Raw genomic sequence first — 19,604 nt, forward strand, 5'->3', positions numbered from 1 at the left:
GTTCTTGAGCTCGTCATAGACCGTCTCGCTGCAGCAGGTGGCAGACGCTGTCGGCGTCTCCAAGGCCCATGTCTGGGAGCTGGAGAAAGGCCGAAGCCGCAATCCGCCCTTCGAACTCGTGCGCAAACTGGCCACCCATTATGGCGTGAGCATCGACGTCCTGACCGGCACGGCGCCCGAGCCCGCGCCCGAAGACATCAAGGTCGGTCGGATGCACCGCGACCTCGAAAGCCTCTCCAAGCGGGACCGGGCGATCATCGAGGAACTGATCGCCTCCATGAAGGCCAGGGCCTCGGAGGGCCCGTGACCCTTGGCGCTCGACCGGATCGACCTGGCGGATATCCACGCGCCTGAGCGATTGGCGGCACGCCTGCACGCCCAGCTGGGCGCGGTGACCTCGGCGGTTCCGATCGTCGAGATCGCGCTCGGCCTCGACATCTCGGATGTCCGGATCGACAACTTCGACGGGTTCGAGGGCATGCTCCTGACGGACCGGGTCCGCAGCGATGGCGTCATCCTTGCAAACTGCCGCCACGGAGACCAACGCGCCCGTTTCACGATCGCCCATGAGTTGGGGCATTTCCTGCTCGAGCGCCACGAGGTCTCAAGCGAGACCGGCTTCCGCTGCACCACGCGCGACATGCGCGAGACCCGCGAAGGACGCCGGGAGCTGCGCCAGGAGGCCGAAGCCAACCGGTTCGCGATCGAGCGCCTGGCCCCGTCCTCCCTGGTCGAGCGACATCTCTCCCGAGACCCAGATCTCTGCGACGTTCAGCACTTGCGCCGGGCCCTCGACCTCAGCGGCGCGGCCTGCATCCGGCGCATGGTCGAGCGCCGGGACGAACTCCTTGCCGCGATCTGGTCCCACGCGGGCCGGATCCGGTATTCCATTCAGGGGGACGGGTTCCCGTACCTCGCGCTCAAAAAGAACGACCCCCTGCCAAAGATCAGCCAGGCGTTCGACGTGGTGTCGAAAGGAGATCGGTGCATTACAACGTTCCGGGAGACCCACGCGGCGGCCTGGACGCGCCGCCCGGAGATCGAGCTCTTCGAGCAGACCCGCGTCGGTCGGGACAGGCATGCGGTGACCCTGCTTTGGGCCGACCTGTCCCCCGAGGCCGACGACGAAGATGATGGCGCTCTGCCCGAGTTGGGAGAGCCCGGGTTCCGCTAATTTGGAGGCCGAAGACGGGTTCCCTGTTCTTAGCGCGCTTTTCCCTGTTTCGGGTGCGTACATTCCCTGATCACGGGATTAGAATTCCCCGTTCCTGAAAGAACAGGGAATTGCCCCGTAACCTCCTGAAAACACGCTATTATCCGCGACCAGAATCCGCGGAATCGCGCGGATTCAGCGCCGGAAATGGAGAATTCCCTGTTAATTCCCTGTTAACCGCCAAATCCAGCCAAAACCGAACCCGCGAAAATGGCGAACTGAGACACAGACCGGAAATGGGCCGTGAATGGTGGGAAAGGTGCGTCTCAGGTAAAGCGGGACGCAGGCAAGCCGCCGAAAACGCGGGGGAAAACGGCGCCAAACGTCGTGCAGGGCATGAGACCGGGGTCGGTGGCGGAGGGAACGGGACCCGGATCCAACGTTCTCCACCTTTAACACAAAGTTTTCAGATGGTTGGCATTCACTTGAGCCCGCTAGCCGCCTGCCATAGGTAGTGCCGCTCACCGTTGATCTTGATGAACACCTCGTTGAGGTGCCACATCTAGCGACTGGAGCGCATACCTTCGATCCGGCGTTTCCTACAGGCCCGCTCTGACAGTTCCTCCCGATGTTGAACCGACCTGCCAGACAGGTCCGCCGCCCCTCAAAAAAAGCTCTTCGATCAAGAGGTCAGACAGTGAAAGGCACCTGCACCATCATCTCAACGGGTTGGGGCATCGCCTCAGTGGCCAGTTTCTTGCTGGCGTCGAAGAAGGGACGCTCCACGACGGTCGCAGTGGATTCGCCAGAGTGTGTCAGGACCTGCAACTCCGCGCCCAGATCGGCAGCCTCTAGCGAAACCATCGCCAAGGCGATGTTCTTCTTCAACCGCGGCGAATAAACGGCCGACGTCACTTTACCCATGGATTCACCGCCCAGATTGATATTCCAGAAAGCGGTGTTCGGGCGGGACATGGGTTCACCGTCAATGATCAGGCCCACCTGCTTTCGCGTGATCCCGTTGTCGCGGATGCGCTGCAGGGCGAACTTCCCGATGAATTCGGCCTCCATGTCCAAGTTTACCAAACGATCCAGGCCCAACGCGAAAGGGTTCGTGTGGATATCGGCATCGGCGTGATATGACAGCATGCCGCCCTCGATCCGGCGAATGGTCGAGGTGTGTCCGGGCTTGAGTCCCATGGGCATGCCCACAGCCATGATCCGCTCCCACAGGGCATCACCGTAGATTGAGTCGCGCAGGTAGATTTCATAACCCAGCTCGCTGGACCAACCGGTCCGCGACACGATCAGCGGGATGCCGTCCAGTTCGGCCTCCATGAACCAGTAATAGCGCAGATCGCGGATTGCATCGCCAAACAGCGCCTGCATGATTTCGCCGGATTTCGGGCCCTGCAGTTGCAGCGGCGAGACGTCCGGCTCGGCGATGGAAACCTGCAGACCCGAATGCACGGCCACGCCCTGAGCCCAGAGAAGAACGTCACTATCGGCCAGCGACAGCCAGAAGTGGTCTTCCCCCAGTTTGAGGAGGATCGGATCGTTCAGGATCCCTCCGTTCGCATTGGTAATCAGGACGTACTTGCACTGCCCAACCGACATCGCCGACAGATCGCGCGGCGTGAGCATCTGTACGAATTGTGCCGCGTCAGGGCCAGTGATCTCGACCTGGCGCTCAACGCCGACGTCGCACAGGATCGCATCGTTCAGCAGGTTCCAAAAGTTCTGTTCCGGGTCGCCGAAATCGCGCGGGATGTACATGTGGTTATACACTGAAAACCCCTGCGCGCCCCAGCGCACCGTTGCATCGAAATACGGTGACTTGCGGATTTGAGTGCCAAAACCAAATTCCTGAAACTGCGTCATTTTCTACACCCTATCTGTGCCTTTGGCGCTGGCCGTCGGCGCGTTGTCTTCTAACAAGGATGTAGCGCTTTCGGCTCGAAAACATGGCCTGAAGTTAGGGCGTTTCGAAGTCTGCTTGGGCTTGGATTTAGCGCTTAATGGACCAATTGGTCCTGTTGGCTCAGCGCTTGCTCTGGGTGACCAGTTTCGCAAGGTTCGGTTGCTCGGCCTTGATAAGACGCGTCGCGAAATAGGTCATGTACCGGTCGATTGACAAATCCGCCGAAAGCAGGTCATCCATCAAGTTCTGAAAAGCAGAAAAGCTGGGTGCCACCACCGTCATCACATAATCGATACCACCACCGGTCGCGACGCAGTTGATAACCTCATCTATCGACCTAATGTGGGTCTCGAACTTACAGAAGTCGGCCCTGCGGTGGTGCGACAAAGAAACGGTAACCACCACACGGGTCGCGTCGATCACCCGCTCCAGCACGATATCAGCATGGTAGCCACGGATGTATCCGGCCGACCGCAGGCGCGTCAGCCGCGCCCAGGCAGGGGTAGGAGAAAGATTGACGATCTCCGCCAGCTTGGTCTTGCTGAGTTGGCCATGCTTTTGGACGGCGCTGAGAATGCGAATGTCCGTCTGATCCAGCCCTTCACGTTCTCGCATTTGCTGAAGCCTTCCGTCCCTATCGATGTCCGGCCCTTCTAGAAGGAGCCAACTGCTCACTGACGCAATCTTATGTGACGAGGTGGACCAAGAACGGGTAAATTTGCGACGTGTGAAGATAGTAGAGCGTCACTTTGGTCCGGACTCAATCAGGCCACTTCCGATTGACTTCGAATTGCACCAAGCCAAAGGCCAGTTTTTCGGGGAGTTTGACCGTGCGCAAACAGGGCGGGAGGAAACGGGCCATTGGCACCAGGGCCAGCCGATCAAAGTTGGGCGTTTCGAGATGCGGGTGGCCGTACCACCCAAGATGATCCTACCGGAGTTGATCGAACATGACGAACAGTATGTTCTTGGCTTTCATGAATCCTCCCTTCGCGTCGCAGAGCGGGCCGAGTTCATCGAATAATAACGCTCCACAGGTCGGCTGAAATCACGGTAAGTCTTCTGTCCACGGTGTGGACAAACCCGGCGCGCCCGTAGCTGCACTCATATGCCGCGCAGTTTGCGAGGTCCGATGAAGGCCCAAGGAGAAGGGAATTCTCCGACGGGAACCTCGATCAGGCCGGGGCCACCGGCAGCGTGACCTTCTTTGAGGCATGCGGTCAGCTCGTCTGGCGTTTCGGCCCGCGCGCCTCGGATGCCGAACGCTTGGGCAAGCTCGACAAAGTCGGGATTATCGAGGTCCGATGCGATGGGCCGGTTGCCATATTTGTGGATCTGGAACCGCTGGACGTTGGCAAAGCAGTTGTCGTTGAAAATGATCGTCTGCGCCGGAATGTCGTGCTGCTTGGCGGTCGCGAGTTCCTGGATGGTGAACATGCCGCCGCCATCGCCCGCGATGGTCACGACCTTGCGGTCACGGCAGGCATCCGCGGCACCCAGCCCGGTCGCGACGCTCCACCCGAGCGTGCCTTGGTAGCCAGGTGACAGGTAGCCGCGTGGACGCTCGACGGGATACATCGCTTCGGCCACATAGCCGACCTGCGTCAGGTCGCTGACTAGAATGCCCTCGGGTCCGAGATAGCGCACTATCACGTCGAGCCACGCTTTTTGCGGCGCAAGGGTTTTGGCCAGTTCGGCTTGGACCGCCGCGCGCATGATCGCGACCTGTCCTTGCCAGTCGGGGCGGTTGTTCGTCTCCGCGCGGGCCGTCAGGTCCGGCAAGGCATCCGCGAGGTCCGCCAGCACCTGAACGTCGGCGCTCTGCCCGCGCAAGAATTCTGGCGGATCGACGTCGATATGGATCGACGCGAGATCGCCATCCACGCCCCATTGCGCGAGCTTTGCACCGAGACGTGTGCCGAGACCGATCACAAGGTCGATCTCAGGCCAGAGACGTCGTGCCACGGGCGGTAGCAGCGAAGCGGGATCGGAGGCAGGAACCACGCCGCGCCCTGTCCGGTTCGCAGCCACGGGCGCACCGATCTTTGCCGCGAGCGCCTGCACAGCGCCGCTATGATCCAGCGCCCCGGAGCCTACGACGATCATCGGACGTTTCGCCACCCGGATCAGTTCGGCCGCGCGTTTCAGGTCATCGGCGTCGATGGTGGGTTTCGCCGTCGCAGGCACCGCCCCCGGCGCGCAGTCCTGTGTCCAGACGTCGACCGGGACTTCGATGCCGACCGGACGCGGTCGCCCCGACACCAGCGCCTTCATCGCCTTGTCGATGACCTCGCCCCCGGTCTCGCCTTCGTCCAGACGTCCCGCGCTCTTGGTCAGTTGCGACAGGATCGACAGCTGATCGGGTATTTCGTGCAGCTCGCCCAGTTCCTTGCCGTACCCCCAGGCCGAGGTCTGGCCGACGAGCATGAACACAGGCGCATTCACCGCCCATGCAGTGGAAAGTGCTGCGGTGGCGTTCAGAAACCCCGGCCCCGGCACGATGCAGCAGACCTGCGGTTTGCCCGTCGCCATCGCCGCACCAAGCGCCATGTAGGCCGCGCCCTGTTCGTGACGCGTGTGGATAGGGACGAGTTTCTCCTGCTCATCGTACAAAACGTCGAAGAAATCGTCATTCTGGACGCCCGGCAAGCAATAAATGCGCGAGAACCCCTCTTCGATCAGGCGGCCGACCATGCGTTTGGCGACAGTTTCGGTCATCTATGTCTCCTTGGAAGCGGCGGCGCGTCAGGCTGCCGCGTAATGGCAGGCCACGGTGACGTTTCCGAACTGCTGGGGCGCGGGGGCCTCGGCATTGCAAAGGTCCGTTGCGTGGCGGCATCGGGTGCGGAAGGCGCAACCGGATGGGATGTTGGCAGGATCTGGTGTGATCGCGTTGCCCAGCTCGGCGGGCGGCAGCTCCGCGCCCGGATCAGGGGTGAGCGACGAACGCCAGAGCATCCGCGTATAGGGGTGGCGTGGGGCCGCCAGCACTTCGGTGGTCGGGCCGGTCTCGACCACCTCACCTAGATACATGACTACCACACGCTCGCACATCCGTTCGAGGACGATGAGATCATGGGTGATGAAGACCAGCGAAATGCCCGTTTCGGGCCGCATAGCGAGGAGGAGATTGAGAATCTGGGCCTGTACCGAGGTATCCAAGGCCGAGGTCGGCTCGTCGCAGACCAGCACACGCGGCTGGGGCGTAAGGGCGCGCGCAATAGCGACGCGCTGCGCCTGCCCGCCGGATAACTGGCTGGGATAGGTGTGGCGGTAGCGCTCCGGTAGTCCGACCTTGGACATGAGATCGAGGGCACGTGCTGCGCGCTCCTTTGGTGTGCCGATCCGCATGGCGTCCAGCGGCAGGCGCACGTTCTGCTCGACCGTCCGGCGCGGGTTGAGTGAGCCGAGCGGATCCTGAAAGATCGGCTGGACCTCACGCGCGAAGGCACGTGTGCTGCCGCCGGTCAGGACCGCGCCGTCCATCCGCACCTCGCCCGAGGTCGGCGTGTCGAGGCCGAGCATGATCTTGGCGAGCGTGGACTTGCCACAGCCCGACTCCCCCGCGATTCCGACGCTTTCGTTGGCACCGACGGCCAGCGTCACGCCGCGCAAGGCCTGTACCTGTTTGGGTTTTCCATCCTGTCCCCGGACCGCGAAAGACCGGGTGACGTTTTCGACTTCGAGCACTGAATTCATCCTTCGGCCTCGAGCGCCGCACTCGCCGGGGTCGGCGCGGCCTGCGCGGTTTTTCGGTCCATGACGCAGCGCCAACGGCGCGCGCCCTCTTCGCGGATCGGCGGTTCGCGGTGGCAATCGGCATGGGCCGAGGGGCAGCGGCTACGGAAATCGCAGCCGACCGGGGTCGCGGTGAGCGCAGGCACCTCACCGGGGATCGACAGAAAGCCGCCGTTAGACGCATGGGCCGGGGCGCAATCGACGAGACCGCGGGTGTAGGGGTGGATGGGATGCGCGAAAATCTCTTCGCAGGTCCCCTCCTCCACCACGCGGCCCGCGTACATGACGACCACTCGGTCAGCCATGCGCGACACGACGCCGAGGTCGTGGGTGATGAGCAAGAGCCCGATGCCGGTGTCGCGGGCGAGATCCTTGAGCAGCCGCAGGGTCTGCGCCTGCATGGTGACGTCGAGCGCGGTCGTCGGCTCGTCCCCGATCACCAGCGCCGGTTCGCACATGAAGGCGAGCGCGATCATCACCCGCTGCCGCAAGCCGCCGGACAACTGGTGGGGAAACTGCCTCATCCGATCCGCAGCCGCGGACACGCCGACCCGTTCGAGAAGGTCAATGGCGCGCACCTCCGCCTCTGCCCGACTGCCGCGTTTGTGCGTGAGGTAGGCCTCGCACAATTGCTCGCCGATGGTCAGTACCGGATTAAGCGAGGACATGGGGTTTTGAAACACGATCGAAACGCGGTCGCCGAGCAGGGCACCGAAGGCCTTGTCAGTGATATCGCGCGTTTCGGTGCCGTCGATCACCACCGACCTACTGCGCATCCCAGCCACGCGCGGCAGCAACCGCACGGCGGCGAGCGCGGTGATCGTCTTGCCCGACCCGCTTTCACCCACGAGGCACACGATCTCGCCCGCGCCGACCGACAGGTCCACGTCGCGCACCACGGCAACACGGCCTCCGGTAAGTTTCAGGTCGATGCTGACCCCGGACATTCTCAGCGGCTGGCTCATCTGCGGTCCTCCGGTGCGGCAATGTCGCGAAACCCATCACCAAGCACATTGATCGCAATAACGAGGCCGAGGATTGCGACACCCGGCGCGATGACCAGATGCGGACGGAAGAACATGTATTGCCGCCCCTCGGAGATCATCAAACCCCAGGAAGGGTTCGGGGGGCGCACGCCCAGTCCGAGGAAACTCAGCGCCGCTTCGATTACGATGGCGAGCGCCATTTCCAACGTCAGCACAACGATCACCGCATTCATCAGGTTCGGCAGCAGCTCGCGAAAGAGGATGCGAGCGGTCGAGGCCCCTGCGGCCCGCGCGGCCAGCACGAAATCCTGGTTGCGAAACTGCTGCGAGAGCGTGCGCACGACGATTGCATAGCGGTCCCAGAACAGAAGCGACAGGATGATAACGAGCGTGACGAACGAGCTGCCGAAGGCAGACACCAACGCGAGCGCCACGAGCAGCCCCGGCATCGCGAGTTTCACGTTGACGATATACATTACCACGGCATCAACGCGGCCACCGAAGTAACCGCCTAGGAGGCCGATGCTGGTCCCAACGATGGCCGACACGAGGGCTGCGAAGAACCCGATCATGATTGAGATGCGCGCGCCGAAGATCAGCCGGGACAGGTAATCGCGGCCAACGGAGTCCGTGCCGAGCGGATGTTGCCAGCTTCCCCCGTCCTGCCACACCGGCGGCGCGAGCTTGGCCAGCAGGTTCTGATCCAGCGGGTCGAAGGGTGCGATCAGCGGTGCGGCGACTGCCATGAAGACGTAAAGCGCGGTGACAAAAGCGCCGATGATGAAGCCCCTGTGGCCCACAGCGCGCATTACCATAAGCTGACGCGGGCTGAGCGTCGGGTTCCCGGCGCGGTCGGAAGGGTTGGCCATGGTCACCCCCTGAGCCTCGGGTCGATCCATGCGTTCACCGCGTCCGACAGGAGCGTTAGGAATACGTAGACGATCGAAACGATGACCACGATCGCCTGCACGACCGGGAAGTCATTGGAGAGGATCGAGGAATAGGCGAGAAGCCCCAAACCGTTGATCGAGAACACGCTTTCCACGATCACCGATCCACCGAGTAGAAAGCCGAGCGTCACCGCTGAGAGCGACACGACCGGCAGGATCGCATTCCGCAGAGCATGGCGCATGTACAGGCGGCGGGTAGGGATGCCTTTGGAGCGGGCGGTGCGGATGTAGTCCGCGCCCATGGCGTCGAGCACCCCGGACCGGGTCACGCGCACGAATTGCGGCATGATCGAAAGCGCGAGCGTAATGACCGGTAGGACGAAATGCGCAGCAGTGTCGTCACCAGCGACTGGCAGCCATTTGAGTTTGACCGCGAAGATCACCAGCATAACGAGACCGAACCAGAAATTCGGCACCGCCTGACCGAAGACCGCGACCACGGCGATCAACCGGTCGGTAAACGTATTGGGGTTGGCGGCTGCCAACACGCCGAGCGGCACACCAATGGCGACGGCGACAACAAGTGAGGCGAGCGCGAGGATAATTGTCGGTCCGGCGCGCGTAGCGATTAGCGAAGAAACGGCTTCGCCAGTGAACAGCGAGGTTCCGAAGTCACCGCGCAGCAGATCCCAAAGCCAGTTGAGGTATTGTATCGGCAGAGGCTTGTCCAAACCATAGGCGCGGGCCACTTCGGCCAGTTGTTCAGGGCCAGCCGTATCGCCTGCTAGTTCGCGCACTAGATCGCCGGACAGGCGCAGGAGCGCGAAGCCTAGGATCGAGACCGTCAGGGCCACGAGCAAAGCCATCGGGATACGGCGGAGTATCACACGGATCATTGTCTGGTTCCAATTGGTGGGATGCCCGGCCCCGATGGCCGAGCATCATGTCTGCCTGAACCAGCTTATTCTGCCCAGGTGAAATCGTTGAGATAGACAGTATAGGGCAGCATTCGGTTCCCGTTCATCTCGAGCTCCGCCTTATGCAGGAAGACGATCGGGATTCCGGACATCGGGATCATGTAGCCTTGCCCAACCGATGCATCGAGGACTTGTGCCACCATACTGGCCCGCTCCTCGCCCGTGTTCATGCTGGAAATCGCCTTGTTGATTTCGGTCACTTCTGGATCGTTGAGCAAATCGCGCGCGTCCGAATTAAAGAACGGCTGGAACGCGAGCATCGAGTCCGGCCCCTTACCGCCGTTCCACGCGGCGAGCAGGATTTGGAACTCTTCATCCGCTTGGCTCTTGCGGAAGGCCGCGAAGGTCTGGCCGATGATCTCGACGTCCACACCTACCTGCGACAAGTAGCCGCCCACGACCTCGGCGAAATCCTTGACCGAGTTGAAAGTATGGATCGTGACAGAGAAGCCGTCACCATATCCTGCTTCTTCCAACAACGCCTTGGCACCTTCGGGATCGTAGGCCGGAATCGGCGTGTTGTAGGCGCAGTCAATCTGGAAATCCCAGCACAGGTGATCGACCGTGCGCGACGGCTCCTGGCCGCCGGTGCGCGAGGTCTGGACCGCGTTGCGGTCCACGGCCTTGATGAGTGCCTGACGCACGCGGGGATCGGCGAGCGCCTCCTGCCCCGACTGCCCGTCGGTGTCCAACATCATGTAGATGTAGGCGATCGACTGCGACAGCGTCACCTCGTAATCGGGAGAGGACGCGATGGCCTGCGCCTCCTCGAAGCGCGCGTTACGAACGAAGTCGAGGTCGCCGGACATGAGCGCCGCTGTCTGCGCACCGATGTCGGGCACGGCGCGGATCTGGACTGTGCCGATGCTGGGGGCGGGCCAGTAGTCCGACGCCATGGCGTAATCCTCGTTCTCGGAGAGCGTCAGCTGGCCGTCACTGGTCAGCTCCGTCACCTCGTACATGCCGGTCCCGACAAGGTTGTTGCGGAACTCGGCCTTGTCTTCGAGCGGGCCGTGGATGTGTTCGGGCAGGATGTGACCCCCGGACGACAGGAGCGACAGGATATTCGCGGTCAGCCCATTGGTTTTTAGTTCGACCGTATGATCGTCGACCATCACCGCCTCGGCCAGCCAGCTCATCTCGCTTTTTTGGCGGACCTGAGTTTCAGGCGCGATGATCCAGTTGAGCGTGTAGACGATGTCGTCCGCAGTGAATGGCTCGCCGTCGTGCCACGACACGTCTTCACGCAGGTTAAAGCGCCAAGTCGTCTCGTTCACCTGCTCCCACGAGGTAGCCAGCATCGGCTTGTACTCTCCCGACTCCTCTTCAAAGGCCACCAGCCGGTCGAAGACCATCTGCGACAACATCTCGATCTCGGGCTTGTAGTCGGCATAGGCATCGACCGTGGAGATGGGGTATTCGAACGCCATCCGCAGAGTGTCGTCATCCTTCCCCGCGAAGGCGGGCACCATGCCGACTGCGAGCGCTATAGCTGCTACGGCTAACTTCGTTTTCATGTTCATTCCTCCCTGAAAAAACTCAAGTGTTCGTGGTTTCACGGACTGATTTGGTCAGCCTTCTGGTCAGCGCGTCTGCGTCTGGAGCTTCCTCCATCCGGGCGCGCAGTTTTGCGACAAGTCTGTAAATCTCGGAGCGCTCCCCGGGTTCGAGCCCGTCCAGAAGCCACAGGTTGCGGGACAGCATGATCGGCTTCACTCGGTCGAAAAGTTCTTGCCCCGCCTTGGTCACGAAAGGGGCGCCAAAGCCACGCTTCTGGCTCCCCGCCGGCCATGAAATCAGCCCTTCATCACGCAGGCGGCGCAACGCCCGGCTGATCTGCGCCGCGCTTTCGGCGGTGCGGTCGGACAGGTCGGACCCGTTCATTGGCCCGCGCACGCACAGGGTCGCAAGACAACGCCACTCCACCGGAGTGAGTCCGAAAGGCAGTTCGAGCAGCGCGCGGGTCTGGCGCTCCAACTCGTTGTTGAGCCAGTCGATCCTCACGGCGAGAGAGTCGGCGAGCGCATAGTCACCATCACTCAGATGACGCGGCACCTGCCCCTCTTCTTCACGCATTTTTGCCATCAAAACCTCTCCCCGTGCCGATTAATTTAACATGTGAATTTCTTCTTGCAACAACAAATTTCATCTGAAATAACAAATTGCAGACGAAATTAGAGGCTTTGGCCGTACACATGAGTGACCTGATAAACGTGCGCGTAAAGACGATGACGTGGGAAGCCGAGGGCATCATGCGAGTCCTATTGGCGCCGGTCACAGGCCGGCTGCCGCCTGCTGAGCCCGGCGCTCACGTCGACCTACATCTGCCGGGTGGCGCTGTACGGCAGTATTCGCTCACGGCCGGATCGACACCGGACGGATACGTGCTTGGCGTCCTGCGCGAAAAAGCGTCGCGCGGCGGCTCGAAGGTCGTTCACGAGGCGCTCAGACCGGGTCAGGTGGTCGAAATGTCGCCGCCCCGGAATACATTCGCGCTCGACGACAGCACAGCGCCGGTGCTGCTGATTTCCGGTGGCATCGGTGTCACCCCGATCCTCGCGATGGCGGACATGCTTGCCGGGACGGATCGCGACTGGTCCATGACCGCTTGCGCCCGCGAGCGTGACGTTCTGGCCTTTTCTGACGAATTGGCCGCGCTTGGCGCGCGCACCCGGTTCGACGACGAAGACGGACCGCCCGACCTGTCGGCGATGATCGCCGGCGCCACGCGCGAGACACACCTCTATTGCTGCGGCCCGACCCCGATGCTCGACGCCTTCGAGGAGGCCGCGCTGTCGGCAGGCTTTCCGACGGACCAGATCCATCTCGAACGCTTCGCCCCGGCGAAGCCCAAGGCGGGCGCTGGGGAGTTCATCGTGGAGCTCGCCCGCAGCGGCGAGTCCATCGTCGTTCCGCCGGACAAGTCCATCCTTGATGTTATCGAGGACGCGGGGATCGAAGCCAACAATTCGTGTCGGGTCGGCGTCTGCGGAACCTGCGAGACGCAGGTGCTTGAGGGCGAAGCCGACCATCAGGACATGATATTGACAGAAGAAGAACGCGCGGAGGGGCGGATGTTAATCTGTTGCTCACGCGCAAAGACCGGAACGCTTGTTCTGGATTTATAGGAGGAGGAAAGACCATGACCCTTCAGACCGCATACGATCTGAGCGAACCCAAACACGACGCTGCCCTGACCGAGGTCGAAAAGGGCACCCCGATGGGCGAGCTTCTGCGCCGCTACTGGCACCCCGTGGGGCTGAGCGAGGATGCCACCGCAACCCCCAAGCTTATCCGCGCTCTGAGCGAAGATCTGATCCTCTTTCGCGATGGCCAGGGCCGCCCCGGTGTCGTCCATCCACGCTGTGCGCACCGCGGCTCGTCACTCTATTACGGCAAGGTCGAGGATCGCGGTATCCGGTGCTGCTACCACGGCTGGCTGTTCGACGTCGAAGGCAATTGCGTCGAACAGCCCTGTGAGCCGAATCTGGGCGAACGCAACCGTGGAAACGTGCGCCAGCCTTGGTATCCCTGCGAGGAACGCTATGGCCTGATCTGGGTTTACATGGGCCCGGCGGAAAAAAAGCCGCTACTGCCCCGCTACGAGTTGCTAGAAAACCTCGATGAGGGCGAGTTCCTCGAAGCCGATGACAACGGGATCGGGATCGGTGGGCCGAAGGTCGCGGATTTCAACTGGTTCCAGCACTTCGAAAACGTGCTCGACCCGTTCCATGTAGTCGTGCTGCACGCTACGTTCTCGGGCACGCAGTTCGTGCCGGAGATGGCGGCGATGCCGGATGTGAAATTCACCAATGAAGATCTCGGCGTGCGCTGCACCTCGTTCCGCGACCTGCCGGACGGCGGCAAACTGCACAGAATTTCCGAGGTCATCTTGCCCACCTTGCGCGTCGTGCCGAGCCCGCGTCTGACTGCCGGTCGCTGCACCATCCTCGGCTGGGTTCTGCCCATCGACAACACGCATTTCACCGTCTACTCGGCGGGCCGCGTCAAGGCCGAAGGTGATCTGCGCCGTATCCGGTCGAAGATGAACGACAAGTACTGGGACGAACTGACCGAAGACGAGCATCAAGTCTATCCCGGCGATTACGAGGCCCAGAAGAGCCAGGGAGATATCACATCGCACAACCATGAACAGCTCGGCACAACGGATCAGGGCATCGTTATGCTTAGGCGTTTCATCAAACGTCAGGTCAAGATCGTGGAAGACGGTGGCGATCCGGTCGGCGTGGCCTTCGAGGACGGAAAGGAGTGGCTTGAGACGCCGGCGGGAAACTGGTTTTCCAAGGCTGCGGGCGCCGATTGAGGGCTTTATTGTTCTGGCTCGGTTCGACGACTTCAATTTGGTCGCGAAGCTATAGCGACAGTCACGCATGGTGCCAGGAGGAACCGACATGGACGACCAGACAGAGGACGCGACCTCGATCGCGGCAGGGGCGGCGATCTTCGGAAAGCTCAAGGCGCTCGGCGTCGATCATGTGTTCGCCAATTCCGGCACCGATTTTCCGCCCGTCATCGAGGGCCTGATTGCCGCCGAGCGGCAGGGCATGGACCTGCCGGTCCCGATCACCTGCCCTCATGAAAGCGTCGCCGTGGGCATGGCGCACGGCTACTACCAGATGTCGGGGCGCGCGCAGGCGGTGATGCTGCATACGAATGTGGGCCTCGGCAACGCCGTCACCGGCCTTATCAACGCGTGGTGCGACCAGATCCCCATGTTCGTCATTTCGGGACGCACGCCGGTCATGGAACAGGACCGCTTTGGCGCCCGCTCGACCCCGATCAACTGGGGGCAGGAGATGTTCGATCAGGCGGGGCTCGTGCGCGAAGTCACCAAATGGGACTATGAACTGCGCTTCCCCGAGCAGGTGCCCGACCTCCTCGACCGGGGCTACGCGATTGCCAATTCGACGCCCAAGGGTCCGGTCTACCTCAGCCTCCCGCGCGAAGTGCTGTGCGAGCAGACGCCGCTGGCCGGGATCGACGCGCCCGCGCGCCTGACGCCCGCCATCGTGTCTGCGGAGCCGGACGCGCTCGCCCACGCCGGCGAACTGCTGGCCGGGGCGAAGAACCCGCTCATCATCGCGCAGCGCGGCACGGGTAGTCAGGCCGCGTTTGACGCCTTCGCCGGTTTCGTCGACGCACGCGCCCTGCCGGTCTGCCAGTACTGGCCCAACACCATCGCGCTCGCGACGGACCACCCGATGTATGTTGGCTTTAGCCCCGACGCCTTCCTCGAAGAGGCGGACGTCGTGCTCGTCCTCGACGCGCTCGCGCCGTGGTGGCCGGACAGGGTGAAGCTGCGCCCGGACCTTCGGGTGATCCAGCTTGGCCCCGATCCCCTGTTCAGCCGCACCCCCGTGCGCAGCTATCCGGCCGACGTGACACTCGCGGGTGAGACCGGGCCGACGCTCTTGGCTCTAATCGACGCGGTCTTGGCGCTCCCCGCCGATGAAATCGCGCTCACCGCCCGCAGGGAACGGATCGCGCAACACGCCGGGCAACAGCGCGCGGCCGCAGCGGAGGTTGCGCAGAAGGGCTGCGCCAGCCCGATGACGAAGGCATGGGTGGCGCACTGCCTGAGCGAGGCGATAGCTGGCCGCGATACCGCCGTTTTCCACGAACTCGGCTGTCCCTTCCCCCATCTCACCCTCAAAAACCACAAGAGCTACTTTCAGGAGCCGCATTCCGGCGGCCTCGGCTGGGGACTGCCGGCGGCCCTCGGCGCGCAGCTTGCCGCACCGGACAAGCTGGTCTTCGCCACGATGGGCGACGGCAGCTACATGTTCGCCAACCCCACGGTCTGCCATCAGGTCGCCGAAGCCTATGACCTGCCCGTGATCGTGCTCGTCCTCAACAACGGCGAATGGGGCGCGGTGCGCCACGGGGTGAAGGGGCTCTACCCGGAGGGCGAAGCGGCGAAGGCCAACGCGGTGCCGCTCACCGCGCTCTCCCCCAGCCCCGACTTCGCCCGCACGGCCGAGGCGAGCCGCGCCCACGCCGAAACCATCGAGGACGGACATGGCCTGCCCGCCGCCATTGCCCGCGCGATCGAGGTCGCGACGACGGAGCGGCGGCAGGTTCTGCTCAACATCCGCATCGCGTGACCGCTACCGCCGGTTCTCTCACGTGTTCGCACACATCCCGCCAGCGGACATCTACTCGCGCGGGCTTGCGCGCGACGAAGGTGAAAGCCGCGGAGTGCTCTCTGGCAGCTGGTCGCGGATCTCGGCGCGGTCGGGTTGGTGACTAGGTGTTTGATCCCACGGTTTGATGTTGCGATCCTATCTCAGGAATCGGCGTAAGGGTGCCGCTTGCGTTTCGACCTTTCTGATCTCCATCTTGTCGAAGCCCAGCAGGCTGCAAATCTTAGCTAACGCCAATGCCCGAATTTCAGGGTAGCTCAGTTATTCGAAGGCCAGAGCGGTGCGATACTCGATCTCCTGAAGCCATCGACGATCCGCAGGTATGACAGCAAATGCTTGGACGTCGTTCCGAACACCCGGATCACATCCTCTTCCGACCGGTAGTCAGGCAGGATCAGCGGATCGCCCTGGTTCCAGTCCGCCGGCGTCGCGGCACGCGTTTCCTCGCAGACCTGCAAGGCCTCGAAGACCCTGAGGATCTCTTCTACGTTTCGTCCAATCTGCATTGGGTATTCGATGATCATGCGGATACGCATCTGTGGGTCGAGAACGAACGATTTCCGGATTGGGAAAGCTTCCGCTTCGTGCGCATGGCAGGCCCCGAAGAGGTCCAGCAGCTGACCACTTGCGTCCTGGCCGGTCGGAAACCACACATCATGACCGTAAAGGTCCATGACTTCCCTGTGCCAGAGCTGTTGCTCCGCGATGCTGGACCCCGAGAGACCAAGCGCATTGACGCCCAGTGCAGCGAAGTCTTCGCCGTTCGCCGCGATGGACCCAAGCTCGGTCGTGCATACCGGCGTCCGAGCGGCCGGGTGGGAGAAGAGATAGGTCCAGCTCCCCTCGGCCCAATCCCAGAATTCGATCGGGCCGTGCGTCGACTCGAGATGGAAATTCGGGAAGATGTCGCCAATTTCGGGAAGCCAGCGGACCTTCTTCCTGTATGCGTTTGGCAACCTCATGATGCTGCCATCCCAGCAACGTGGAGCGAAGAACTGAATCGTCATTTATTGCAACCTCTGTCCTGCTAGAAGCAATCCGGCACGTCTTGGTCGATGCCGTCCCCTTGCCTTCGATCTATGCAACTAATTGGGGTAAGAGTTTGGCAATACTTTTCCTTCAGTTGTTGAAAACCTCAGGAATCTTGCAGAGTATGGCAAAAACATGGCGCCCAAGGTTCAATTTAACGATTACTTACAAACTTGTGGCGCGGGCGCATCAAACGAGATCGAAACACATTGGGTGCAATTCATGTGTCGTATCGCACCATAGGTTGCATCAAAATTAGTGCGCCCGCGAGCGTCGAACACGTGACCTGCCCATAGGGTTGCCATCCCATTTGGATATGGTCATTCACCTGCTGGGCCAGCCGATTATGCAACTCATCAGCGTCCATTTCCCTGTAGAAGGCAGAAACGACTGTGTATTCAGTGATTTTGGACATTACGCCTCCTCCAAAGCTCGGTTCGGCGACAGCGTAGGGAAAACCGGAAAGCAAAGAAACCTTCGCTTCCTCCAAAATTGCTCTATCGGATCTTCGGGTCGTCACTCCACCCGTCGGATCGTGAACGGAATCGGCTCGCTCTGGGACTGCAGCGGTGGCTTCCCCTCGACCCAGCCCGGACAGTGAGTGTACCTCGCGCTGAAGGTAAAGCTGGCGCCCGGCTGCAGTCCGGTCAGAGTGCGGGCCGTGACATAGGTGTCTTCATAGGGCAGCCAGGCGTTGTGGCCAGCTGGGAAACCGAGCCGCTCTGCATGAGCGGAAATCTCGGCGCCTGCAGACTAGTTCGAACCAGTCCCAGCTAGGGCAACTTCACTGTCCCTTATTCCGCGCAGAGGCCGTGCCGCTCGGTCAGGGCGGCAGCACGGTTGGCTTGGAAAGAGCGCTGCCAAAAAGTCTTGGTTCCCAGTCAGAGCCGTTCGAGTATGGCGTCCGGAGCGACAAAGCCATTTTGCCTTCAATCCGATGTCGCGGACAGCCTTTCCAATAGGCCACGTACGCTGGACACATGCCAACGCCCACCTCGGCGCGCGAGAACGCCCCGCGCGTTCAATTCCTGCGCAACGGCCCGCAGGGTCGTATGCCCAGCCAGCCGGATCTCTTCGACAACCGGCGCCAGCGCCTCGGCAAAGTCATCCGCATTGGCAGAAACGGTTTCGCGGAGCGCCGCACCTCCCTTCCCCGCACGTCTCAGAGCAGACGCGCCATTCGGATTGCCCAGCTTCACGCCCCGCGCCTTTGCTGCTGCCAAAGCCTCCTTGGTGCGTTTCGAGATGGCCTCCCGCTCCTGCTGGGCGACCAGCGCCATGATCCCGACCGTGAGATCGTTGGCTTCGGGCATGTCGACCGCGATGAACCGCACGCCGCTGTCGCGCAGGGTCAGGAGGAACGCTGCATTGCGAGACAGGCGGTCGAGCTTGGCGATAAGGAGCGTTGACCCGGTAATCTTCGCGAGATGAAGCGCCTGCTGCAGTTCTGGTCGGTCTGCTTTTCGGCCACTTTCCACCTCGGTAAACCGGGCCACCAGCCTGGCGCCCTTTGACGCCGCAAAGTCATCGATCGACTTTCGCTGCGCTTCGAGCCCCAATCCCGACTTCCCCTGCCTTGCGGTCGAGACCCGCTCGTAGGCGACGAACTTCGGGGCGACATCGGCCATGTACAAACCTGCGCAACGTTGGTTTGGCAGGGTTGTACGATACGAGGCGGCGTTAGTGTAGACGCTTGAAGACCTTCACAGCCGGGCGGCATCCTCGTCGATCCGAATGACACCCGGCTCACGGGCGTCATCCTCCTTGTTGTCAGGATAGACCGTGACGATTTCGATCTTCGTGATCGGATCGGCATTCGGGGCAGTGTCCAGACCGAGGCGCGACCGGGCCGCTGGGGTCAGTCCCAGCTCCGCCATGAATCGGCCCATCAGTTCCATCTGCTTGTTGGCAACCGCGAGCCAGGGCGATTGCTGGACATAGCCGCTGGGCGTCTTGAGAAGCGCCGGGGTTTCCGCGAGCTTTTCCTCCGCCTCCACCCATCGGGCATAGGCCTGGCAGTACGCGGCCAGCACCGACCGGTCAGCAAGCGTCAGGATGCCTGCAGTGTGGAGCGGCGTGGCCAGGCGCCGCCATTCTTTGTGGGCCACCTCGTTCAGGTGGGACGGACAGCGCGGCAGTGCCTTGAGCGAGGATGTCGCGAGGCTGCCGGATTGTGCATAGGGTTTCCGGCCGCGTCTCATGTCTGATCCAACTCTTCGCGTGGTTCCGGCCTGGCTTCGATCTGCGCAATCTCCCTCTCAGGAACACCTACGCGTTGACCGCGCCGAGCGACGTCATCGAGCAAGAGGCTCAACCGATCCCGGGCGCCGGTGTGATCTTTTGGCGAAGCCGTCTGAGCGGGCGGCTGATCCCGCCAGCCTGCCTGCGTCTTGAGATAGAAGATCGCGGAGGTCGTGTCCCCTGCCCGGGCCTTCTGGAGCAGCCCGTTGGCGACGTGCGCGATGGCTTTGGCCTTCCCCTTTTTGTAGCGCGCAAGAACCTCCTCGTCGCGGTCGCAGATCGCGCGGAACGTGTTGCGTGCAATGCCGAAGTAGTCGGCGATCTGGTCCTGGTTCAGGAGCGCCGCGAGGGTCTCCACCTCGCGACATTGGTCCTCCGTCAGAACTATGCGCGGACGGGCCATCAGAGCACCAAACCTTGCCTGCCACCGACGAGCAGCGGCAGTCCGGCAAACGGAACGCCCAAGACGAGGCACAGGGCACTGGAGAACAAAGCAGCGAGAACC

Annotated in this window: 20 protein-coding genes; 6 read left to right on the top strand and 14 right to left on the bottom strand. The window is 62.1% G+C overall.

The window, feature by feature from the left end:
* Nucleotides 1-28 precede the first annotated feature (28 nt).
* The gene (locus B2585_RS03050) at nucleotides 29-307 is read left to right on the top strand and encodes a helix-turn-helix domain-containing protein (protein ID WP_292020069.1); all 279 of its coding nucleotides are present in this window, start codon (nucleotides 29-31) and stop codon (nucleotides 305-307) included.
* Between the two features lie 3 nt (nucleotides 308-310).
* The gene (locus B2585_RS03055) at nucleotides 311-1,174 is read left to right on the top strand and encodes an ImmA/IrrE family metallo-endopeptidase (protein WP_292019879.1); all 864 of its coding nucleotides are present in this window, start codon (nucleotides 311-313) and stop codon (nucleotides 1,172-1,174) included.
* Between the two features lie 669 nt (nucleotides 1,175-1,843).
* Here the strand turns inward: B2585_RS03055 and B2585_RS03060 are convergent.
* Both B2585_RS03060 and B2585_RS03065 read right to left on the bottom strand, forming a co-directional pair.
* Nucleotides 1,844-3,034, bottom strand: coding sequence for a glycine cleavage T C-terminal barrel domain-containing protein (locus B2585_RS03060; RefSeq protein ID WP_292019881.1), 1,191 nt, complete (start codon nucleotides 3,032-3,034; stop codon nucleotides 1,844-1,846).
* 160 nt (nucleotides 3,035-3,194) lie between these two features.
* Nucleotides 3,195-3,689 (bottom strand): Lrp/AsnC family transcriptional regulator, encoded by a 495-nt coding sequence (locus tag B2585_RS03065; protein ID WP_292020071.1) that lies wholly within the window; start codon nucleotides 3,687-3,689, stop codon nucleotides 3,195-3,197.
* Between the two features lie 175 nt (nucleotides 3,690-3,864).
* On the opposite strand from B2585_RS03065, the gene B2585_RS03070 reads away from it, so the two are divergent.
* Complete coding sequence (locus B2585_RS03070) at nucleotides 3,865-4,098, top strand: hypothetical protein (protein ID WP_292020076.1); 234 nt, start codon at nucleotides 3,865-3,867, stop codon at nucleotides 4,096-4,098.
* Nucleotides 4,099-4,178: 80 nt separating this feature from the next.
* On the opposite strand, the gene B2585_RS03075 is transcribed toward B2585_RS03070, so the two are convergent.
* The 7 genes from B2585_RS03075 to B2585_RS03105 all read right to left on the bottom strand — a co-directional run bounded on the left by B2585_RS03075 (nucleotide 4,179) and on the right by B2585_RS03105 (nucleotide 11,750).
* Nucleotides 4,179-5,792, bottom strand: coding sequence for a thiamine pyrophosphate-dependent enzyme (locus B2585_RS03075; RefSeq protein WP_292019883.1), 1,614 nt, complete (start codon nucleotides 5,790-5,792; stop codon nucleotides 4,179-4,181).
* A gap of 27 nt (nucleotides 5,793-5,819) precedes the next feature.
* A complete protein-coding gene (locus B2585_RS03080; protein ID WP_414674032.1) occupies nucleotides 5,820-6,773 on the bottom strand; it encodes an oligopeptide/dipeptide ABC transporter ATP-binding protein in 954 nt (317 codons plus the stop codon).
* Entirely contained in the window at nucleotides 6,770-7,777 is a 1,008-nt protein-coding gene (locus B2585_RS03085) for an ABC transporter ATP-binding protein (protein ID WP_292019887.1), read from the bottom strand. The genes B2585_RS03080 and B2585_RS03085 overlap by 4 nt, the downstream gene beginning before the upstream one ends.
* A complete protein-coding gene (locus B2585_RS03090) occupies nucleotides 7,774-8,667 on the bottom strand; it encodes an ABC transporter permease (protein WP_292019889.1) in 894 nt (297 codons plus the stop codon). Before B2585_RS03090 ends, B2585_RS03085 begins: the two co-directional genes overlap by 4 nt.
* 2 nt (nucleotides 8,668-8,669) lie before the next feature.
* Nucleotides 8,670-9,584 (bottom strand): ABC transporter permease, encoded by a 915-nt coding sequence (locus B2585_RS03095; RefSeq protein ID WP_292019891.1) that lies wholly within the window; start codon nucleotides 9,582-9,584, stop codon nucleotides 8,670-8,672.
* Nucleotides 9,585-9,649: 65 nt separating this feature from the next.
* Nucleotides 9,650-11,182 carry an ABC transporter substrate-binding protein gene (locus tag B2585_RS03100; protein WP_292019895.1) on the bottom strand — a complete coding sequence of 511 codons (1,533 nt, stop codon included), beginning with the start codon at nucleotides 11,180-11,182 and terminating at the stop codon, nucleotides 9,650-9,652.
* 22 nt (nucleotides 11,183-11,204) lie between these two features.
* The gene (locus B2585_RS03105; RefSeq protein WP_292019897.1) at nucleotides 11,205-11,750 is read right to left on the bottom strand and encodes a MarR family winged helix-turn-helix transcriptional regulator; all 546 of its coding nucleotides are present in this window, start codon (nucleotides 11,748-11,750) and stop codon (nucleotides 11,205-11,207) included.
* A gap of 110 nt (nucleotides 11,751-11,860) precedes the next feature.
* On the opposite strand from B2585_RS03105, the gene B2585_RS03110 reads away from it, so the two are divergent.
* The 3 genes from B2585_RS03110 to B2585_RS03120 all read left to right on the top strand — a co-directional run bounded on the left by B2585_RS03110 (nucleotide 11,861) and on the right by B2585_RS03120 (nucleotide 15,790).
* Entirely contained in the window at nucleotides 11,861-12,793 is a 933-nt protein-coding gene (locus tag B2585_RS03110) for a PDR/VanB family oxidoreductase (protein WP_292019899.1), read from the top strand.
* 14 nt (nucleotides 12,794-12,807) lie between these two features.
* Nucleotides 12,808-13,989, top strand: coding sequence for a Rieske 2Fe-2S domain-containing protein (locus tag B2585_RS03115; RefSeq protein WP_292019901.1), 1,182 nt, complete (start codon nucleotides 12,808-12,810; stop codon nucleotides 13,987-13,989).
* A gap of 88 nt (nucleotides 13,990-14,077) precedes the next feature.
* The gene (locus tag B2585_RS03120) at nucleotides 14,078-15,790 is read left to right on the top strand and encodes a thiamine pyrophosphate-requiring protein (RefSeq protein ID WP_292019903.1); all 1,713 of its coding nucleotides are present in this window, start codon (nucleotides 14,078-14,080) and stop codon (nucleotides 15,788-15,790) included.
* Nucleotides 15,791-16,086: 296 nt separating this feature from the next.
* Here the strand turns inward: B2585_RS03120 and B2585_RS03125 are convergent, their stop codons facing one another.
* From B2585_RS03125 to B2585_RS03145, 5 genes are all read right to left on the bottom strand, one after another.
* Nucleotides 16,087-16,836 (bottom strand): redoxin domain-containing protein, encoded by a 750-nt coding sequence (locus B2585_RS03125; protein WP_292019905.1) that lies wholly within the window; start codon nucleotides 16,834-16,836, stop codon nucleotides 16,087-16,089.
* Nucleotides 16,837-17,078: 242 nt separating this feature from the next.
* The gene (locus B2585_RS03130; protein ID WP_292019907.1) at nucleotides 17,079-17,273 is read right to left on the bottom strand and encodes a DUF1737 domain-containing protein; all 195 of its coding nucleotides are present in this window, start codon (nucleotides 17,271-17,273) and stop codon (nucleotides 17,079-17,081) included.
* A 514-nt stretch (nucleotides 17,274-17,787) separates the two neighbouring features.
* Complete coding sequence (locus tag B2585_RS03135) at nucleotides 17,788-18,486, bottom strand: recombinase family protein (protein WP_292019908.1); 699 nt, start codon at nucleotides 18,484-18,486, stop codon at nucleotides 17,788-17,790.
* Nucleotides 18,487-18,561: 75 nt separating this feature from the next.
* A complete protein-coding gene (locus tag B2585_RS03140; protein WP_292019910.1) occupies nucleotides 18,562-19,059 on the bottom strand; it encodes a phage terminase small subunit P27 family in 498 nt (165 codons plus the stop codon).
* Complete coding sequence (locus tag B2585_RS03145; RefSeq protein WP_292019912.1) at nucleotides 19,056-19,502, bottom strand: hypothetical protein; 447 nt, start codon at nucleotides 19,500-19,502, stop codon at nucleotides 19,056-19,058. The genes B2585_RS03140 and B2585_RS03145 overlap by 4 nt, the downstream gene beginning before the upstream one ends.
* Nucleotides 19,503-19,604: the final 102 nt, after the last annotated feature.

It is taken from the genome of Maritimibacter sp. UBA3975, assembly GCF_002384975.1.
Classification (GTDB): Bacteria; Pseudomonadota; Alphaproteobacteria; order Rhodobacterales; family Rhodobacteraceae; genus Maritimibacter.